14 protein-coding genes are annotated in these 17,512 nt (G+C 44.8%); 8 read left to right on the top strand and 6 right to left on the bottom strand.

Going from position 1 to position 17,512, the window contains the following annotated elements; genetic code table 11:
• The first annotated feature begins 295 nt into the window (after nt 1-295).
• The 3 genes from DXZ20_RS12655 to DXZ20_RS12645 all read left to right on the top strand — a co-directional run bounded on the left by DXZ20_RS12655 (nt 296) and on the right by DXZ20_RS12645 (nt 3,290).
• The gene (locus DXZ20_RS12655; protein WP_163664175.1) at nt 296-775 is read left to right on the top strand and encodes a host attachment protein; all 480 of its coding nucleotides are present in this window, start codon (nt 296-298) and stop codon (nt 773-775) included.
• A gap of 438 nt (nt 776-1,213) precedes the next feature.
• Entirely contained in the window at nt 1,214-1,429 is a 216-nt protein-coding gene (locus DXZ20_RS12650) for a hypothetical protein (protein ID WP_006514079.1), read from the top strand.
• Nucleotides 1,430-1,607: 178 nt separating this feature from the next.
• Complete coding sequence (locus DXZ20_RS12645) at nt 1,608-3,290, top strand: ATP-binding protein (RefSeq protein WP_163698554.1); 1,683 nt, start codon at nt 1,608-1,610, stop codon at nt 3,288-3,290.
• A 381-nt stretch (nt 3,291-3,671) separates the two neighbouring features.
• Here DXZ20_RS12645 and DXZ20_RS12640 read toward each other — a convergent pair whose 3' ends face one another.
• Together DXZ20_RS12640 and DXZ20_RS12635 are read right to left on the bottom strand one after the other, a co-directional pair.
• Nucleotides 3,672-3,917: a hypothetical protein gene (locus DXZ20_RS12640; protein WP_163698552.1), complete on the bottom strand. Its 246-nt coding sequence runs from the start codon at nt 3,915-3,917 to the stop codon at nt 3,672-3,674.
• Nucleotides 3,918-4,350: 433 nt separating this feature from the next.
• Nucleotides 4,351-5,301 carry a bifunctional helix-turn-helix transcriptional regulator/GNAT family N-acetyltransferase gene (locus tag DXZ20_RS12635; RefSeq protein WP_163698550.1) on the bottom strand — a complete coding sequence of 317 codons (951 nt, stop codon included), beginning with the start codon at nt 5,299-5,301 and terminating at the stop codon, nt 4,351-4,353.
• Nucleotides 5,302-5,450: 149 nt separating this feature from the next.
• Here DXZ20_RS12635 and DXZ20_RS12630 point away from each other — a divergent pair, with 149 nt between their 5' ends.
• Nucleotides 5,451-6,869: a LuxR C-terminal-related transcriptional regulator gene (locus DXZ20_RS12630; protein ID WP_163698548.1), complete on the top strand. Its 1,419-nt coding sequence runs from the start codon at nt 5,451-5,453 to the stop codon at nt 6,867-6,869.
• A 25-nt stretch (nt 6,870-6,894) separates the two neighbouring features.
• Here the strand turns inward: DXZ20_RS12630 and sir are convergent, their stop codons facing one another.
• A complete protein-coding gene (gene sir / locus DXZ20_RS12625) occupies nt 6,895-8,646 on the bottom strand; it encodes a sulfite reductase, ferredoxin dependent (protein ID WP_163698546.1) in 1,752 nt (583 codons plus the stop codon).
• 517 nt (nt 8,647-9,163) lie between these two features.
• On the opposite strand from sir, the gene DXZ20_RS12620 reads away from it, so the two are divergent.
• Nucleotides 9,164-9,952, top strand: a complete 789-nt coding sequence (locus DXZ20_RS12620; RefSeq protein ID WP_163698544.1) for an inositol monophosphatase family protein — start codon at nt 9,164-9,166, stop codon at nt 9,950-9,952.
• Between the two features lie 120 nt (nt 9,953-10,072).
• Here the strand turns inward: DXZ20_RS12620 and DXZ20_RS12615 are convergent, their stop codons facing one another.
• Both DXZ20_RS12615 and DXZ20_RS12610 read right to left on the bottom strand, forming a co-directional pair.
• Nucleotides 10,073-11,014 carry an RNA polymerase sigma-70 factor gene (locus DXZ20_RS12615; protein WP_163698541.1) on the bottom strand — a complete coding sequence of 314 codons (942 nt, stop codon included), beginning with the start codon at nt 11,012-11,014 and terminating at the stop codon, nt 10,073-10,075.
• A gap of 12 nt (nt 11,015-11,026) precedes the next feature.
• Nucleotides 11,027-11,485 carry a carboxymuconolactone decarboxylase family protein gene (locus DXZ20_RS12610; RefSeq protein ID WP_163698539.1) on the bottom strand — a complete coding sequence of 153 codons (459 nt, stop codon included), beginning with the start codon at nt 11,483-11,485 and terminating at the stop codon, nt 11,027-11,029.
• A gap of 249 nt (nt 11,486-11,734) precedes the next feature.
• On the opposite strand from DXZ20_RS12610, the gene DXZ20_RS12605 reads away from it, so the two are divergent.
• Together DXZ20_RS12605 and abc-f are read left to right on the top strand one after the other, a co-directional pair.
• A complete protein-coding gene (locus tag DXZ20_RS12605; protein WP_163698537.1) occupies nt 11,735-14,077 on the top strand; it encodes an ATP-binding protein in 2,343 nt (780 codons plus the stop codon).
• 289 nt (nt 14,078-14,366) lie between these two features.
• Nucleotides 14,367-15,974 (top strand): ribosomal protection-like ABC-F family protein, encoded by a 1,608-nt coding sequence (gene abc-f, locus DXZ20_RS12600; RefSeq protein WP_163698535.1) that lies wholly within the window; start codon nt 14,367-14,369, stop codon nt 15,972-15,974.
• A 101-nt stretch (nt 15,975-16,075) separates the two neighbouring features.
• Here the strand turns inward: abc-f and DXZ20_RS12595 are convergent, their stop codons facing one another.
• Entirely contained in the window at nt 16,076-16,489 is a 414-nt protein-coding gene (locus tag DXZ20_RS12595; RefSeq protein WP_250564922.1) for an ArsR/SmtB family transcription factor, read from the bottom strand.
• Nucleotides 16,490-16,728: 239 nt separating this feature from the next.
• Here DXZ20_RS12595 and DXZ20_RS12590 point away from each other — a divergent pair, with 239 nt between their 5' ends.
• On the top strand, nt 16,729-17,085 hold the full coding sequence (locus tag DXZ20_RS12590) for an urease accessory protein UreE (protein WP_250564923.1): 357 nt from the start codon (nt 16,729-16,731) through the stop codon (nt 17,083-17,085).
• The last annotated feature ends 427 nt before the right edge of the window (nt 17,086-17,512 follow it).

Here is a 17,512-nt window from a genome sequence, read left to right as displayed (position 1 = left end):
TCAGCATTAATCCGCTCCATCGCAGTCTTTTCAGAGAAATAGATCTTGGAGAGAGTTGAGTCCCTAACTTAGTAGTCATTTGCTAATAAAGCCTTCACGAGGTTTCCATAGCAGCTCTTTATATTTAATTCTAACCAGAAAAATTTATGCTTCAACAATTAAGCGAATGATACATATTTTTCTAAAGTATTAATAAATAAGTCACGCTGTTAAAGGTGTGAGCAGGGCTGTTAAGCCAAGAAGATTACGCTGTTAGAATCAATGTGATTCCAAATACAAACAATTAGGACTACGTATGCGCTCATATCTTGTCGCGGTTGTAGATGGTGCCCAAGCTCGTTTTTTTACCCTTAACGGAACTGAGTTTTCTGATCAGGGACAATCAGGCCCCCATTTAACCGAGCACAGTAGCCTGAATAATGCCGAAAAGCCCATAACCACCAAAGGGCCTAGCAACAATCTAATTGGGCGGAAACACCACGGCAATCGCCACGAAAAAACAACACAGTTTACAGAAACCAATCGCCGCTTTGCCAGTAAGGTTTTACAGCACATTGGCAGCATGGCCCAAAGCTTCTCTGGCTATGACCTCGTATTGGTAGCAGAGCCTCATATTTTAGGAACGTTACGTGAGTCTGTTCAAAACTATGTGCCAGGAACAATGACCATTAACGAGTTATCCAAAGATCTCTGCCGTTTAAATGCCCATGAACTCCACAAATATCTGACCAGCAAACAGATGTTGCCTGGTCCCAAACGCATGGCTAGTCAATAAAAACAGCTCCATGCCAAGTCTTTAAAGTATTCGATCAATTTAAATCATTATTTTCCCTGTGGATGATCCTTTTTAAAATCTACTGTCCATGAGGGTTTGACAGTTACAGGCGACACATTTTATTGCCATGTCGCTGGCAATAAATAGTTACACTTGTTATTGTAAAGACAATGTGTGCAAAATCCCTTTACAGGGCTTAACCATGCTTAGAGTATTTAGCATGTCACGAATGTCGCCCGTTGTTTGGTATGGAAGGAATGATAGACGCCTTTAAGGCTGTCCAAAAATACAGTCTGCTACAGCGTCTAATGCTGGTTGTTGCTATTGGGCATCGATCAGCTAGCTATTCACGCAACGCATACCCCTCAATTTTCTGTCAGTAGCCTAGATTACTGACAGAAAATTGTTGATTTAAAGCTGTTGTTAATGAGGTTTTTTATGCTGATGGAATCCTGTCCCTGCTGTGGCGTTCAATTACTACGTCATGCTAGTAAATCTGGCTCTTTTTTACGCTGTGGCAGCTGTCGATTTGAAATTCCTGAAGAACTCCCATCCGTCACTGATAAAACATCTGAGTCTGCTGGTAGTCTACTGGACAAACTAGAGGCTGGTTTACTGGATAGTTTGGATGCTGAAACAGCAACAGCATCGTAGCTACCCGTAAACATTGCAGGTTTGATTTTTCTGTAAAACCGTGATTTAAAGTCTGAAACCAAAAGCTGTGATCGATGCTTTAAGTAAGATCACAGCTTTGTTTTAGGCATTTAAAGGATGTTGTATTCTGAAATAAGTGGCGTAGTTGCCTGAACTCCCTGGCTGTAACTGATTTGCTATGTCTCAATCCGAGTATGTTCTAGCTCAGCAAACTCTTGATGTACTCACAAATTTAAGCTACCGCGATCGCAATCTTACCCACTATCTAAATCAATTAGCCCAGGGAGTTCAGAGTATTTTAGGGACAGACTGGGCTGTGGTCACCCTTTGTTGGGATAATTCAGAACGAATTCTGGCCAGTACCCTTGACTTAAACGACGATCCAGAAGCTGTGTATGAATTGCATGGCACCCTAACGGACAAAGTGGTGAAAACGGGATGTCCGCTGACGGTGGAAAACTTTATTGTCGATCGCAACCATGGTGAAGGACCGGAGGGATATTCTGCCTATTTGGGCGTCCCACTGCGGACGGTGACGGGTAAGACCATTGGCACAATTTGTAGCTTTAGCCAACAACCACGACCGTTTTCTAACGAGCTCATCAGTATGGCAGAGCTTTTTGCTGAGCGAGCGGCAACGGCCATTGATAATCATCAACTATGGCAACAACAACAGAAATTTAACGAAGCGCTAGAAGCAGAAGTGATCAAACGGACCCAGGAGCTGCGTGCAGCCCAGTCTAAACTGATGACAATCAATGCTGAATTAGAGCAACGGGTGCTCCAACGTACGGCGGAACTGACAGAGCTGAATGCTCAGCTTAAAGACAGTGAAGAGCACTTACGCCGAATTTTCGATGCTTCAAACGACGCTATTTTTGTCATTGATCCCACTAGCGATCGCGTTTTGGAAGCGAACCCTCAAGCCACGCAACTACTTGGTTACAGCCACCAAGAACTACTGGAGAGTGTTCACATTTCCAGTATTCATCCCCAAGAGATGCCACAATTTTTGGCCTTTGCCGAATCGGTGTTGCAAACAGGTCAAGGCTGGACGGATCAGCTCACTTGTCTGACCAAATCTGGTATCACCGTACCCGCAGAAATTTCTGCCTCGACGATAGAGTATGCCGAGCGGATATGTGTGGTGGCGATTGTCAGGGATATTCGCGATCGCAAACGTGCCGAACAGGCCCTGGCGGCGTTGGCAGAAGTGGGGGAATTGGCCTCTATGATTGTTCATGAGGTGCGTAATCCCCTCACCACGGTCAAGATGGGGTTAGGTGCCCTGCGTAACGCTAATCTCTCCGAGAGAAATGCGATGCGTCTGAACCTGGCCGCTGCGGAAGCTGAGCGTTTAGAGTCCCTGTTAAACGAGATTTTACTCTATGCCAAACCACAAAAATTGCAAACTACCCACGTTAATCTAACTGAGTTAACAACTGAGGTGTTAGACACCCTCAGGGTTCAACCCATTGCAACAGGTCGATCGATGGTGTTAAAAACCACTGACCAACAGGTAATCATCCAGGGGGATGCAGACAAGTTGAAACAGGTGCTGATCAACTTGGTGAGTAATGCTTGTGAAGCAATTGAGCCAGGCAGTGCGGTGACTTGCTATTTGGAGACAGAGCCCGGTCAGGTGTGTTTACGTATTCACAATGGCGGCGAGCTAATTCCGCCAGATGTGTTGCCCAAGTTGACCAAGCCATTTTTTACGACAAAATCTACAGGTACAGGATTGGGGTTAGCGATTGTAAAACGGATTGTGGAGGCCCATGGGGGGTATTTTACGATTGAGTCGACGGCGGCAACAGGGACGGTGATATCGGTGGTGTTTAGGATGGCTGAAACTAATTAACTCTTGATAAGGGTCCTTTAAAGCTACAGGTTACAAGCATAGTTATCGCCCATCGCTACTGATAAAAATGCTCAATCTAGCCGAATCTACTACAAAGCGAAGCTACTCTCTACTCTGATAATGATGATGTTTGGGCCCAGTGTAGACAGACACTGATCAGACGGTTGTGCGATCGCACCCTTTAACCATCATCAAACTAACTCAGAACTGCACTGTCTTTAATAACCTCGTTCTAACCAATAGGAATCCATTAGTTGGACGATTTAGACGCATTTATATAAATAAGCTAAGCCAGGAACTATATGTAGCAAACTGTAGCAAACTTGTGAGCTACGAAACATTGAAACAAATAACTACCAACTAAGTCTTCCCTGGATTGTTTTATCCTCTTTTAGAGAAATCTTCTGGCTCAATTTGCCAAAGCCGCTCTAGCTGCCTTAATTGATGCAACCGTTGAGACTCATTATTTTGGACCCAACGATATAATTCAGTTGGAGTCTCAATGGTGTCAAAAAAATAATTACTCGACGGCTCAGATAAATTCCTAGAAGCAGAGTTTGACTCAGAAAAAATAACCTGGAGCATTTCAGACTCAATGTGCTTTAGATCACCCGAGGAAAACATCATAGGATAAGCAGTAGCTATCGTAAACTTTGGACAAAACTTAGAACTCATGATGGTTTAATCTATCTGCACAGTGCAACAAATTCACTGTTGCAGTCATCCTTGACATAAACAATCCGGAAAAGTTCATGTTTATTCAGTTTTCATCAACAGTTTATTCAGATTAATTTTTATCAATGACAGCGTAAAAAGCTTGTGGATTGACTTTGAGCTTTATTTGCAAAGGATAAATATTAACAAAACGTGACTCTTAACACGCCGTTTAGCATTTCACTACTTAGAACACCAACCAGTGTCGCAGACAGCACAAATTAGGTCTGTATCAAAGAGCCTGCTACCAAATTGTCAAACGGAATAGCCGCAAACCTTAGATTGCACAGTGACTTATTTCTTTAAGCTGTATGATACTTGTCACTATGCGCCACGCTATCAATGGTTAGGGCTCTAACGACAGCTCTAGTTGAATATTGCAACGCTCATAGGGAGACGCTGGACCAACAATCTTTTGAAATCCCAGTTTCTGATAAAGGCTAATGGCTGGTTTTAATGTGGTATTGCTTTCTATATAAAGCGTTTTCGCACCTAATTCATGACCTTTACGGATGGCCGCTTGACCTAATGACCAACCAATACCTCTACCTTGCATATCTGCTGCAACAGCCATTTTAGACAGCTCGTAGCGAGTATCATCTATTTTTACCAGAGAGCAGGTACCGACAATTTTGTTCTCATATCGAGCCATGTAAATGTGCCCCCCTGGTGCCAATATTTTTTGATCAGGATGTTCTAGATACTGGCGATCTGACTCTTCGACGGTAAAGTAATACTCAATCCAGGTGTAGTTTAGCTGCTTAAAGTCGTCGTGAAACTCTGGCCTGTAGTCAATAATCTCAATTTGCTGCTGCTCACGTAGCTTACGGGCATCTCGCACACGCACAAGAAAGTTCTTTTCATCTAGCAAAAATTCAACCTCTTCCAAGGCTTTCCAGAGATTGAATTGGGTTTCTGAAAGTAAAGATTCAACGGCCTGAGCAACATCACTATATTGCTTATCTATCTTGGGGATTAACTGCCTGCCTGTTTCAGATAAGCGAACAATAGTTACCCTGGCGTCTTTTTGGCTTTTATCGGTAATCACTAACTCTTTTTTCTTCATTTCTTTGACAATCTGGCTCACTGATGGGTGGGAATGACCAATGGTTTGAGCGATCTCCGTAATGGAAGCACCTGGCTGATGGGAAAGCACATAAAAAACAGGAAACCATTTGGGATCAAGATCCACATCGTATAGAGCATAGACTTCGGTAGCATCCTCCAGCAGCTTTTCCCCTAAGAGGCGGAGACGACTTCCCAAGGCCATTTTGCCCACCTGCTGATAAAAATTCATAACCTTGAAGGTAATTACGTAATTGATTACATAATAATGTAGAGCCATTTTCTGATATCGACTTACAAATTTCCATTTAAGGTTTTGTAATCTATTGCTTATGGGAAAATGGCTATTCACCGGGATGTAGCATCAAGGAAAATGCTGATATGCTGGACGATGCACGGTTAGTCTGGGACTTACAACGGGCCACTCAAATTGCTCAGGGATTTTCTAGTTCCCTTGATCAAGAAGACATTGCCCGCGTAGCCACAGAGGGTTTAATAGAGCAGTTTAACTGTGCCTTTGCGCGAATTTGGTTGGTTGAGCCCGATCGTAAACTGTTGCGACTGGTGGCATCCTCGGGGCTGTATACTCGCACAGACGGTTCGTTTAGCCGTATCCCCATGGGGGAATTAAAAATTGGCAAAATTGCGCAAAATCGTGTCGCTCTCTTGAGCAACCACTTAGCCGAGGAATCCTGGATTCGATATCCTGAATGGGCGATCGCTAATGATATTACTAGCTTTGCTGGCTATCCTTTAGCCAATGCTGACAAGGTGATTGGCGTGTTGGCCGTCTTTGGCTATCATCCCATGGGGGCAGAATTTTTAGAAGTTTTGTTGGGGTTTTGTACCACATTAACGGTGGCATTAGAGATGGCCTCGCTGCATCAAAAAGAAACTCACCCTTCACCCGTAACTATTCCCGCAAACACCCTTACTGAGTTTTCACTCTCTGACAGCCTCGCACAGATACTGGGGGCGATAAAGTTGACAGTTTTAGGAACAGAGCGCGCCCTCGATTTATCCCAGACTCAACTATTCCTAAAGGTTGCTGAAATTCTTAAAACCCTCGATTGTACCTACTGTCGTTTAACCTATGACATCGAGTCGGTAGCCTTAGAGGCAATAGTGACAACCACATCTTTGATGTACCAGGAACAACAAGCTTGGGAAGCTTTAGTATTTGGGAATTTAACCTCAATTGCTACCTATTTTGGTGGCTCCCTGAAGATTAATGCCGAAACTAGCATTAATGCTCTGCACATATCCCTGGCATTTCCAGCGGTAGTGAGTCTTCCAGAAGTATCGCTGAACATTCAATGTCGCTTACCACTCTTGCAAACTGGCTTTACCCAACTAGCACATTTGGCTGGGATCACAGTACAGATGACTCAGGAACGTCATATTCCTTTGTTAACGGATCAGGTTGATTTAGTCGGTAGTTGCGATCGCATCATTTGGCTTCATCACAATGCCAACATCAGACCGGATGGGGTCAATGCCCAAGTCACACTTTCCACCACAGCCAACCAACTACGAGCTGCTGTAGAAGCAGTCATAAAAGGAGAGGAATGGGGTCTTGGCAACAAGGGTAGTCAACCACAACTGCGGCTTTCCAATCGAGAACAGGAGGTGATTGGATTACTGACCCAGGGATTTCGCGATCGCGACATTGCAGAGCAGCTCCACATTAGCGATAGTACCGTCAAGTTTCATATCAACAATATCTTAGCTAAAGTCAAAGCCAAAACCCGATTGCAGGCACTGTATCAGTTAATAAATACCCATGGACTTAATTTGTGAGAGCCGTCAGTCATCTCTTTTCTCCTTAAACAGCCTGCAACCTATCCAGCCCAATACGATTGCAAAAGGACCCAAAGCGTTCACCGGGTTTGCGATTGGCTTGAAAATAACGAAATATCGGTTCTAAAAAAGTTTCTAAGTTTTCAATCTGTAGGCTTGGGCCATAGGGTTGGGCTAATGCTGTTCCATCAGGAGTTCCGCCTAGCCAAACCTGATAGCTGCCAGGTCCCTTGCCCACTAAACCTAATTCCGCTAAATAGGGACGGACACAGCCATTGGGACAGCCTGTCATACGAATGATCAGGGGTTCATCTGCCAGATCTAGCGTTTCTAGTAATTGATTAATTTGCTGCAAAACCGCTGGAAATACTCGTTCTGATTCAGTGATGGCTAAACCACAGGTGGGGAATGCTGGACACGCCATACCATAGCGAATCAGGCCATTGAGTTGATCTGGATGACTAGTCAAGCCATGTTTTTCTAAAATTGTTTCAATGACATGGCGCTGAGATCGCTTAATATCGCAGAGGAGAACATTATGGTGAGGGGTCAACCGCAAGGGGACGTTAAACTGTCCTACAATTTCCCGCAAAGCCGTTTTTAACCTCAGGCTACCCTGATCTTGAATCCGTCCATTCTCAACTAAGAGGCCAAGAAATAGATTGCCATTTCCTTGCTCGTGCCAGCCAAGAAAGTCTTGGTATTGCCAGGGAGGAAGGTCCTTAAATGGTTGTAAAGGTTTGCCAAAATAGCCTTCGACCTTAGTCTTAAACGTATCGATGCCCCAATCGTGGATCAGGTATTTCATTCTGGCATGGAGCCGATTCGTGCGATCGCCATAGTCTCGTTGTAGTGCACCAATGGCTCTAAGTAAGGAGTAAATGTCATCCTTATGGACATAGCCCAGGGGATCAGACAGACGAGCAAACGTTTCTTCTTTATTATGGGTACGCCCCATGCCTCCACCGGTTAGGACATTAAATCCCTCCAGCTCACCATTTTGATCAGTTATGACAACTAGACTAATATCGTGGGTATACACATCAACAGAGTTATCCCCTGGTACGGTCACGCAGCACTTAAACTTTCTGGGTAAATAGTGAGGACCGTAGAAAGGTTCAGTGATGTTGGAGCTGCCGTTATTATTTAAAACTTGTTGTCGAGCTGCATTTGGGTTGAGATCTTCTTCAGCGCTGATGGCCTTGTCGCCATCTAGCCAAATCTCATAGTATGCCCCTGTTTGTGGCGTGAATAAATTAGCCACATTATTGGCATATTCCCAAGCATATTGATAGTCTGAGCGCTGTGTAAACGGAGCGGGAGGGGCCATCACATTGCGATTCAGATCACCACATGCCCCCAGGGTTGAGCCCATATTGTTGATAATATCAGCAATGACAGTTTTCAAGTCTTGCTTGAGTACCCCATGCATTTGAAAGGCTTGACGGCTTGTTGCTCTCAGGGTTTGATTACCGTAACTCTCTGATAAATGATCTAACGTTAAATAGAGCTGCGGGGGCACAATTCCACCGGGCGTTCGTGTGCGCAGCATCAGTTGATAGTCTTTCCCTTGCCCTTTGACTCGGTTATCACGGTTATCCTGTTGATAAGAACCATGAAACTTGAGAATTTGCTGGGCAGCTTCACTAAAATGGTTCGTATCTTGTAATAATTCTGTTGCTAAGGGTTCGCGCAAAAAATTACTATTTGCCTTTATCTTTTCTATTTTCGAGAGTTTTCTCTGAGAGGTTCCTTTAGAGGATTTTTGAGCGCCCATCTTCTTCTAGACCGAGAAACAATAGTTCAGATATGGTCATATCCAAACCGAATTCTGTTACAGCTTAAGCGTACTGAAGTAGGCACCGTAACCCTATATTTTAGGAGTATTGAGAACGGTTTTAAAGCGAGACTGGTTGTGAATTTCAATATTGTCCACAGTCTATGCAGACCAGGACGTCAAGTAATCGAGCTTAAGCAAACAGCGGCCATATACAACAGGGTTACTATTGATTTTGCCAGGGTTTCACCCCTGAATTATGGGTAATTTTCAGCCAGTGACGGTTCATACCTATGGATTTCGCCAGGGCAAATGTTTGTTGTTAGTGCCAGGTGACCCAGGTTGACTTTAATGACTATGATCGTCAGATACCCATAGGTGCCGTACAATCATCTTGACAGCACCTCCATAGAAGGAGGCTTAGATAGAGGATGTTTGGATAGAGGAGGCTTAGATAGAGGAGGCTTAGACAGAGGCACCGACAGTAAACATTAACCATAGAGCATTAGCCTGATTTATGATTGAAAGCCTGATACCAACCGTTTCAGAGGTGGCCCAGTATCAGAAACAGATGTTTATGGATGAAAACATTGTCTTTAAGACTAAAACAGACAAGTTTGACATTGTTTCTGACGTGGATATGAGATCGCAACGCATCCTCTTAGCAGCCATTGAAAAAGACTTTCCCGCCTCTGGTATTGTGGCTGAAGAAATCGGACAGGATAAACCATCCCAAGATGGCACCTGGTTTTTGGTAGATCCCCTAGATGGTACCGCCAACTTTAAGGCAGGCATTCCTCTATGGGCCATTTCCATTGGCTTTGTGAAAGATGGTGCCATCAGCAGTGGAATTATCTCATTGCCATTTACAAGGGAACTCTTTTTTAGCCAGGACAGTGTGCCGATTATGAAACCGTTAAAGACCTTAGCTTCAGCTGAGTTCTACGGTATCGACAGCACGTTTGAAAATCAACCCTTGCACGGATTAACGCTCAAACGTCGACAGTTAGGGGCGGCTGTGCCTACGTTGATGTGGTGCTGTGATTCTCGCCATCGTCAACGCCCACGGTTAGACTTTGCCTTGATGGGTAAGGGCTCTTTTTGGGATGTCTGTGGTGCGATCGCATTTCTTAAACAGAAAGGTGGAGCCCTGATTGATGCCACCGGGCAAGACTTTACCGAGTGCTCAGATGTATTTCAGACATTGGGGGGGCTGCAAAAACTTCGCACCTACAACTTTCGATATGTCGCCAGTGCTAACAAACATGTTGCCCAGGAGATATATCAGCGTTATTTAAAGACCTAAAAGGACAGTCCCATGCAGAAAGATACGCCCTATTACGCCTCCAGACTATTGGTGTTCTCAGTTCTCATCAGTTCTCACATGAGGGTTGAATAGTAGGGTGTTCTCCACTTAATCGTGTTTTTACCGCAGGCTCACCATCTCAGCAATGGCTTTTGAAAAACTCTGTTTTAGCTTGTCCGGGTTTCTCATAAAATAAAGAGACTGAATGCGATTATCAACAATCTCAATGGCCACAACAGTTTCGATAGTGTTGTCACGGGTGTAAACCAGGCCAGGTTGGCCATTGATCTGAGCAAGCTCAACCTCATATTCCCAGCCAAGTTTTTGAGCCCGACGGTAGATTGCCCGTAGGAATCCGGCCACCTTAGCTGCACCGTGCAGCGGCTTCAGACAAGCCACAACCTGACCACCACCATCGGACCAAAGCGTAATGTCTTTAGCCAGTAGGTCGAGTAGTCCCTGGACGTCACCCTGCTGAGAGGCCTGCATAAATTTATAGGTGAGCTGTTCTTGCTGCTGAAGCGAGGTCTGGAAGCGTGGCCGCTGATCAGCCAGGTGCTGACGTGCCCGTCGAAAAATTTGACGACAAGTGGCTGCTTTTTTCTCGACAATCTGGCCAATCTCGTTGTAATCATAGCCAAAGGCTTCCCGTAGCAAAAAAACAGCCCGCTCCAATGGTGATAGTCGCTCTAGTAAAACCAAAAAGGCCATGGTTAGAGAGTCTGCCAACTCAGCCACTGTCATGGGGTCAGTAGCCGAGTTGGTAGTGGATTCAGTGACGATCGGTTCAGGCAGCCACGACCCGATATAATGTTCTCGCTGGACACGGGCAGAGCGTAGCCGGTCAATACACAAGCGAGTAATGATTGTAGTCAGATAGGCTTGGGTCGATTTGATGGATTTCTCAGATGCCTGTTGCCATCGGAGAAAGGTGTCTTGCACCATGTCTTCGGCATCCGTGACACTGCCAAGCATGCGATATGCGATCGCAAACAAAAGCGAACGATATTGATTAAACACGTCAAGTCGATCGATGGGGTCGTTTTTGGCTACGGTAATCATGGTCACCTTATCCTATACTGCTTGAACTTGATAGCTGCCGGGTAAAATCTGGGTTGTAATGCTAAGGCGATTCCAAGCATTGATTGCAACAATCGCCATCAGCAGGTTGGCGATTTGCTCAGGTGTAAAGTGGCGGTTTACCTCTTCATATACTGCATCAGTCACACCATTTTCTCCAATCAAGGTGACGGCTTCGGTAAGGGCCAAGGCCGCGCGTTCTTGAGGTGTAAAAAAGGGCGTTTCTTGCCATGTACTGAGGGCATAGAGTCGCTGCTCTGTCTCACCCCCATGTCTGGCATCTTTAGTGTGCATATCAATGCAGAAAGCACAGCCGTTAATTTGGGATGCTCGGGTTTTCACCAATTCCACCAGGGAGTTGTCCAGGCCACTTTTACGAACATAGTTTTCTACTTCCATCATGGCTCGGAAGGCAGCGGGGGCCACTTTTTGAAATTCAAATCGTGTCGTCATGGGGGATATTCCGATCAAAGGTCTCCATTAGAGAAGACGAGATGGGAACTAGAAATGTGACAGGTACTCTATAATCTGCTGGGAAGTTTTGGATGGGAACACCGACAAATTTTAGGCCTGTGGTAACTTTACTTATCCATTTGCCGTTAATAGTGTGAATTATGCCCCCTTTACTGTGAAAATTGGCTAGGCTGAGGTTATTCAAACTAGCTTGGGCTAGATCCTTAGGCAAAGGAGTAGGGGAAGAGAATGCGTTGGAATCTCAGTACCAAGCTTGTCGTTGCTTATTCCGGTCTGCTTGCTTTGATGGCAGGTGCTCTATCTGTAGGAATTTATTGGCAGCTACAGCGATCTCAACGGGCAGAATTACAAGATCGGTTACTGGGAACCGTTAGCTTAGCTGCCCTACAGATTGATAGTGCTTATCAATCTGTCAATGATCAGCCTAAAGATACTGACTCTGACCCTATTGTTAATCAGAAAATATTGCAAGATATTCAAGCCTCGGAGCCCAGGATTGTTCGTCTTTACATCGTGCAACTTCGCAATGGCCACTACAGCGTTACCTCAGACTATCGTCCTGGGGGAAATCGTCTTCCCCAGTCTCCGACTAGGGTCGGAGATGTGTGTTCTGACTTACCCCATCTTTTACAACAGCAGACTAAGATTCAAGCACCGATTACTGAAACAACTATCCGTACCAATCGAGAAGGCATAGCCGTTTTACATGGATATGCCCCAATTCAAAGTCAGCTAAGGCGTTCTGATAGCATCCTGGTAATTGAAATGGATGCAACGTCTGTCGGTCAAAACACGGTGCGTGTTTTTATCATTGCAGGGGGCATTTTGGGCGTTATGTGGTTGATTGCCCTACCTTTACTGGGGTGGTTAGCGCGGTCATTAGTGGTTCAGCCCAACTTACATTCCAACCACGGAATTCTCCAACTACAGGCAGCCTTTAAGGAATTACAAAATTACTCTCAAAATCTAGAGCACACAGTAAAAGAGCGCACTAAAGAACTCTCTGAGTCTCAAAATTTGCTCTATCTGGTGATCAATAACCTACCCCAATCAATTTTTTGGAAAGATCGAGAAAATACATTTCTAGGGTGCAATCAAAGTTTTGCTGAGGTAGCTGGTCTAGAGCCTGGGGAAATCATCGGAAAGACTGACTATGATATGCCGTGGGCCAAGGAAGAAGCCAGTTTCTATATTGAGTGCGATCGCAGAATCAGAGAGTCTAAGGAACCTGAGTTTGGCATTATCGAACCGATGTCTAACGGCAAGGGTAAACAGGGCTGGTTAGAAACCAATAAAATCCCCCTTCAGAATTTAGACGGGGAAGTCATGGGGGTCATTGGCATTTTCCAAGATATTACCCACTACAAAGAAGCTGAGGACGCGGCCCACCAGGCTAACCGCACCAAGACTGAATTTTTAGCTAACATGAGCCATGAGTTACGCACACCTCTTAATGCCATCTTAGGTATGGCAGATGGGTTGCAGGAGCAAGTGTTTGGCTCTATCAATGAGAAACAACATAAGGCCCTGGGCACTATCGAGAGCAGTGGTAAACATCTCCTAGAACTGATTAACGACATTCTTGACCTATCCAAAATTGAATCTGGCCATGTCGCTCTAGATTGTCATCCCACTGCCATTGCCCCTCTCTGCAACTCTAGCCTTGCTTTTATTAAAGAGCGAGCTTTGAGAAAACAGATACATCTCAAAACCGAACTACCGCATAAGTCTCCCCTGTTGTTTATTGACGAACGACGGATTCGCCAGGTTTTGATTAACTTGCTCGATAACGCAGTTAAGTTTACTCCTGATGGTGGGTGTATCACATTAATGGTTAAGTCAGGTCCACCCTTACCTATATCGACACAAGACAGCTATAAAGTGGCCAACAGCTTAAAAATTTCCGTTATTGACACCGGTATTGGCATTATTCCTGAAAATATTCCAAAACTATTTCAACCATTTATTCAAATCGACAGTGCCCTCAATCGCCAATACAATGGCACCGGCTTAGGGCTTTCCTTAGTCAAGCGGATTGTTAAGCTGCACGGTGGCGAAGTCAAGGTCACGAGCCAAGTCGACAATGGCAGCTGCTTTAGCATCACCCTGCCTTGTTCTAACGAAACTCAAATCGCAAACACGACTGATGCCAGTATATATACCGGCATCGAACAACCTACTCAGGTAAACGAGCGTGGTCCCATTGTTTTACTGACAGAGGATAATGAGGCCAATGTTATAACACTCTCCAATTATCTCCAGGCCAAAGGCTACCATTTAATCATTGCCAGGAACGGTGAAGAGGCCATTAGCCTGAGTAAATCCCAACAGCCTGACGTCATCATCATGGATATTCAAATGCCACAGATGGATGGTCTAGAGGCAATACGCCATATTCGCCGTGATCCGGCCCTTGCCCATATTCCCATCATTGCCCTAACGGCATTGGCCATGGAGGGCGATCGCGATCGCTGCCTTGAGGCTGGGGCCAATGAGTATCTCAGTAAGCCGGTTAAACTCAAACAGCTGGACCAGCTTATACAACAACTTCTAAGCAATAGAAATTCATAACTTGGACATTTTCGTTACGGGTGCGCTATCCTAGTCAAAACTCCGTTAGGCTCTAGCTCTAGATTAATGAAGTAGTATTCTTAAGTGAAACAAGCCAAGACATTAGCTTTGTAAGCGTGCCATGCCGGTTCTCTTCACCGGCAGCAATCGATATACGTCTGGCTACATCACTGGCTGAGGCAAGTTCAGTATCGGTTTTGCCTCGATATCAGTCTTTTCAAAATTAAGTCTTTTACAAAGATTCAGTCTTTTACAAAGATTCAGTAATGCATTAGCAAGGAGCTAAGGGATGTCTAACCCTCAAAGGCCCTATGTCATTGCGGAGAGCTTAGGCTACGCAATAGAATCCACACGAACATTGTTTCAAGGGATTTCTCTGAGTATCACGCTGGGCGATCGCATTGCTCTAGTCGGTCCTAACGGTATCGGAAAATCAACCCTGCTGAGGATTTTAGGGGGTCAACTTCGGCCTACTCAAGGCACCGTGAGTACCCATGGTGCCATCTACTATCTGCCACAGCTCAACACAATTAGAGCGTCACTGCGATCAGAGTCTGTTTTTGACTTTCTCAATACCATTTCTGATGAATGGTGGGAAATTGAACAGCTGCTGGCAACTGCTTTCAGCACAAATCTGGATTTATCTCTATCTATGCAAAGTCTGAGCGGCGGAGAACTCACCAAGCTATTTTTAGCCATGGGTCTGGCCCAATCGCCCGATCTACTCTTGCTAGATGAACCCACTAATCATCTCGATTACCTGGCCTTAGAAGAGCTGGTTCGGGTCCTTGACCAGTATCAAGGGGCATTTGTCGTTGTCTCCCACAAACCATCATTTCTAGACCAAGTAGCTAAAACCACATGGGAGCTAACGGCGACAGGTCTGCACGTTTACGGAGGGAACTTTTCGTACTATCGAGAACAAAAACAGCTGGAAGAAACAGCCAAGATCAGGAGCCATGAGACGGCACGGAAGGAACTAAAACGGGCTAAGGCCACTGCCATCAGGGAGCAAAAACGGGCTAGTCAGTCTCATCGCAATGGGCGGCGACAAGCCCTCAATGGCAACATGCCTCGCATTGTTGCTGGCAACTTAAAGCGTAAGGCTGAAGTGGCTGCAGGCAAACTGAAAGAGAAACATGACAAGGCAGTCACTGCAGCGACTCAAAAAGTAGCCACCACCAAAATTAAAACCCATAAGACAACGAGTATTCAGCTAGAGGAAAATGGCCATAAACATAGGAATCTAATTGATATCCAGAAAGCTGATCTTTGGGTCGGAGAGCAATTATTACTCCAAGCGATTGAGCTACAGGTCAGCAGTTGCGATCGCATTGCCATTGCTGGCCCCAACGGTTCAGGGAAATCCAGCCTCATCAAAGCCATCCTAGATGTCAGAGACACCCCAGCCCATTTGCAAGGCGGCAATATTCATTTAGCCAATATGCGCACAGTCTATTTAGACCAAACCTACGATCTAGTTGATCGCACTCAAACCGTTTTGCAAAATATGCAACGGGCCAATCCCACACTGACCTATCAGCTGCTGCGACAACAGCTGGGGCATTTTCTATTTTTTAATGATGATGCCCATAAGATGGCCTCAGTGCTAAGTGGCGGGGAATTGGCGAGGCTTGCGATCGCAATGCTGACAATTTCAGAACTTGACCTGCTGATTCTAGATGAACCCACTAACAACTTAGACATAACTACCGTCGATCAGATGGTAACGGCCCTCAATAATTACCACAGTGCCCTTTGGGTGATCTCCCATGATTTAGACTTTTTAAGCCGCATTCGTATCAACCGCTCTTTTCAACTCAAAGCCAGGACCTTACAACAAACCGCATATCTTCCCAAGGAAAAAGCCCATTACCGCAGTAGCTTAACTGCATAAAACCGGTAGCCTGTCAAGGCTTGTTTTTTTGAGTAGAAGAGGTTTCCAGCTTTGCCAGTTCCTTAAATAACCATCAGCCACAGGCTCAAACCCCATCGGGTTCAAACATCTTGCAACATTACACCCAGTGCTTCGAACTGTTCGTTTTGATGATCAATTTGAATTGAAAGCGCATCACAAACCAGTTCACAAAGTTCAAAGATAAATGGATTTGAAATTTGATAGTAGGCACAAACTCCCCGAGCCTGACGGGAAACAATCCCAGCCTGAGCCAACATTTTCAGGTGCTTAGAGACATTGGCTTGCCCTAAACCGGTAATTGCAATAATCTCGGTAACATTCTTAGGCTCGGCCTTTAAAGCACACACGATTTGTAGTCGACTAGATTCAGATAACATCTTAAAGAAATCCGCCATTAAACCCAGTGCTGCAGGCGACAGTTTAGCCACTCCACAATCGGCTAATTGAGCGACATTAGACAAGTTTTTCTTAGAAAGAGCTGCTTTTTTTGGCATCGAAGGAGGGGTGAATCTAGACAGGTTATTCCATTATATTGCCAGATAGTAGTTAACAATTGATTCAACTCACTTTTAATAGTGCACTTTAAACACAAAACTTTACTTTTGAAGAAGCGTACGAACTAATGAACTCATGACTTTGATAACGAAGTGTACCCTTTGTCTAAAATATAACTAGACAGTGATATAATCAGCTAATCAATAAAGCCTTCTCTAAACAGTAGTAATCCAAGGTCATGACTCAAATGAATGCCAAACAACTACTTGTTCAGCCCCTTAAGACTGGTGATATCACAGTCATTAGCAATGTCACCAGTGTGACCGTTAATGCAAATAAAATCTCTCGACTCGAAAAAATTCCAGGGCATGAGCAGGAAAGCCCCTCAACGGTACATGTGGACTTTGATGTAAATCAGCCCAGCCGCCTGGCTGCAGTTTTAGAAGAGACTAAAGAACTAGGAATGATCCTTGAACTAGAGGATGCTGTTCAACTAGGCATTTTTCTGATCGCAATGGGAATGGAGAATGCAACACCTGATGATATCTCGGCAATCATGACACGTCTGTCTAAATTGATCGCTGATTTACAGTAACCTAAGCTATTCAAGGCTTAACTCAATAATTATTCAAGACTTAACTCAATAATAAGGATCCGTTAAGCAATAACCTCATGATTTGAGTTTCACACTCTAAATCTTCCGCAGAAATCGATACGTTGGTTTTTAGGGGGGCGTTTCGGCCCTAACCATGGGGAAGCCCAGTTGGCCTAGTTGAGATAACTGGATTACTTCCGGAAAGGGAACTCGGATGGACCCCAAGCAACATCTTTCACACCCAACCAGTCGCTCAAGCTATTTCCCTAGCTAAAACCACGAGCTTAATTTTTAACAACCCCTAGGTGAATATAAGCGATCGCAGGAGCGATCGCTTATATTTCTATCATTGATAGATGTGCTGTTTGATCATCACAACCTTTTTGGCCAACGGAGGTGTCTCAACCGAGACGATTGTTGGATGACA

This window comes from Adonisia turfae CCMR0081 (genome assembly GCF_011009555.1).
Lineage (GTDB): Bacteria > Cyanobacteriota > Cyanobacteriia > Phormidesmidales > Phormidesmidaceae > Leptothoe > Leptothoe turfae.
This window is presented reverse-complemented; position numbering and strand designations above follow the sequence as displayed.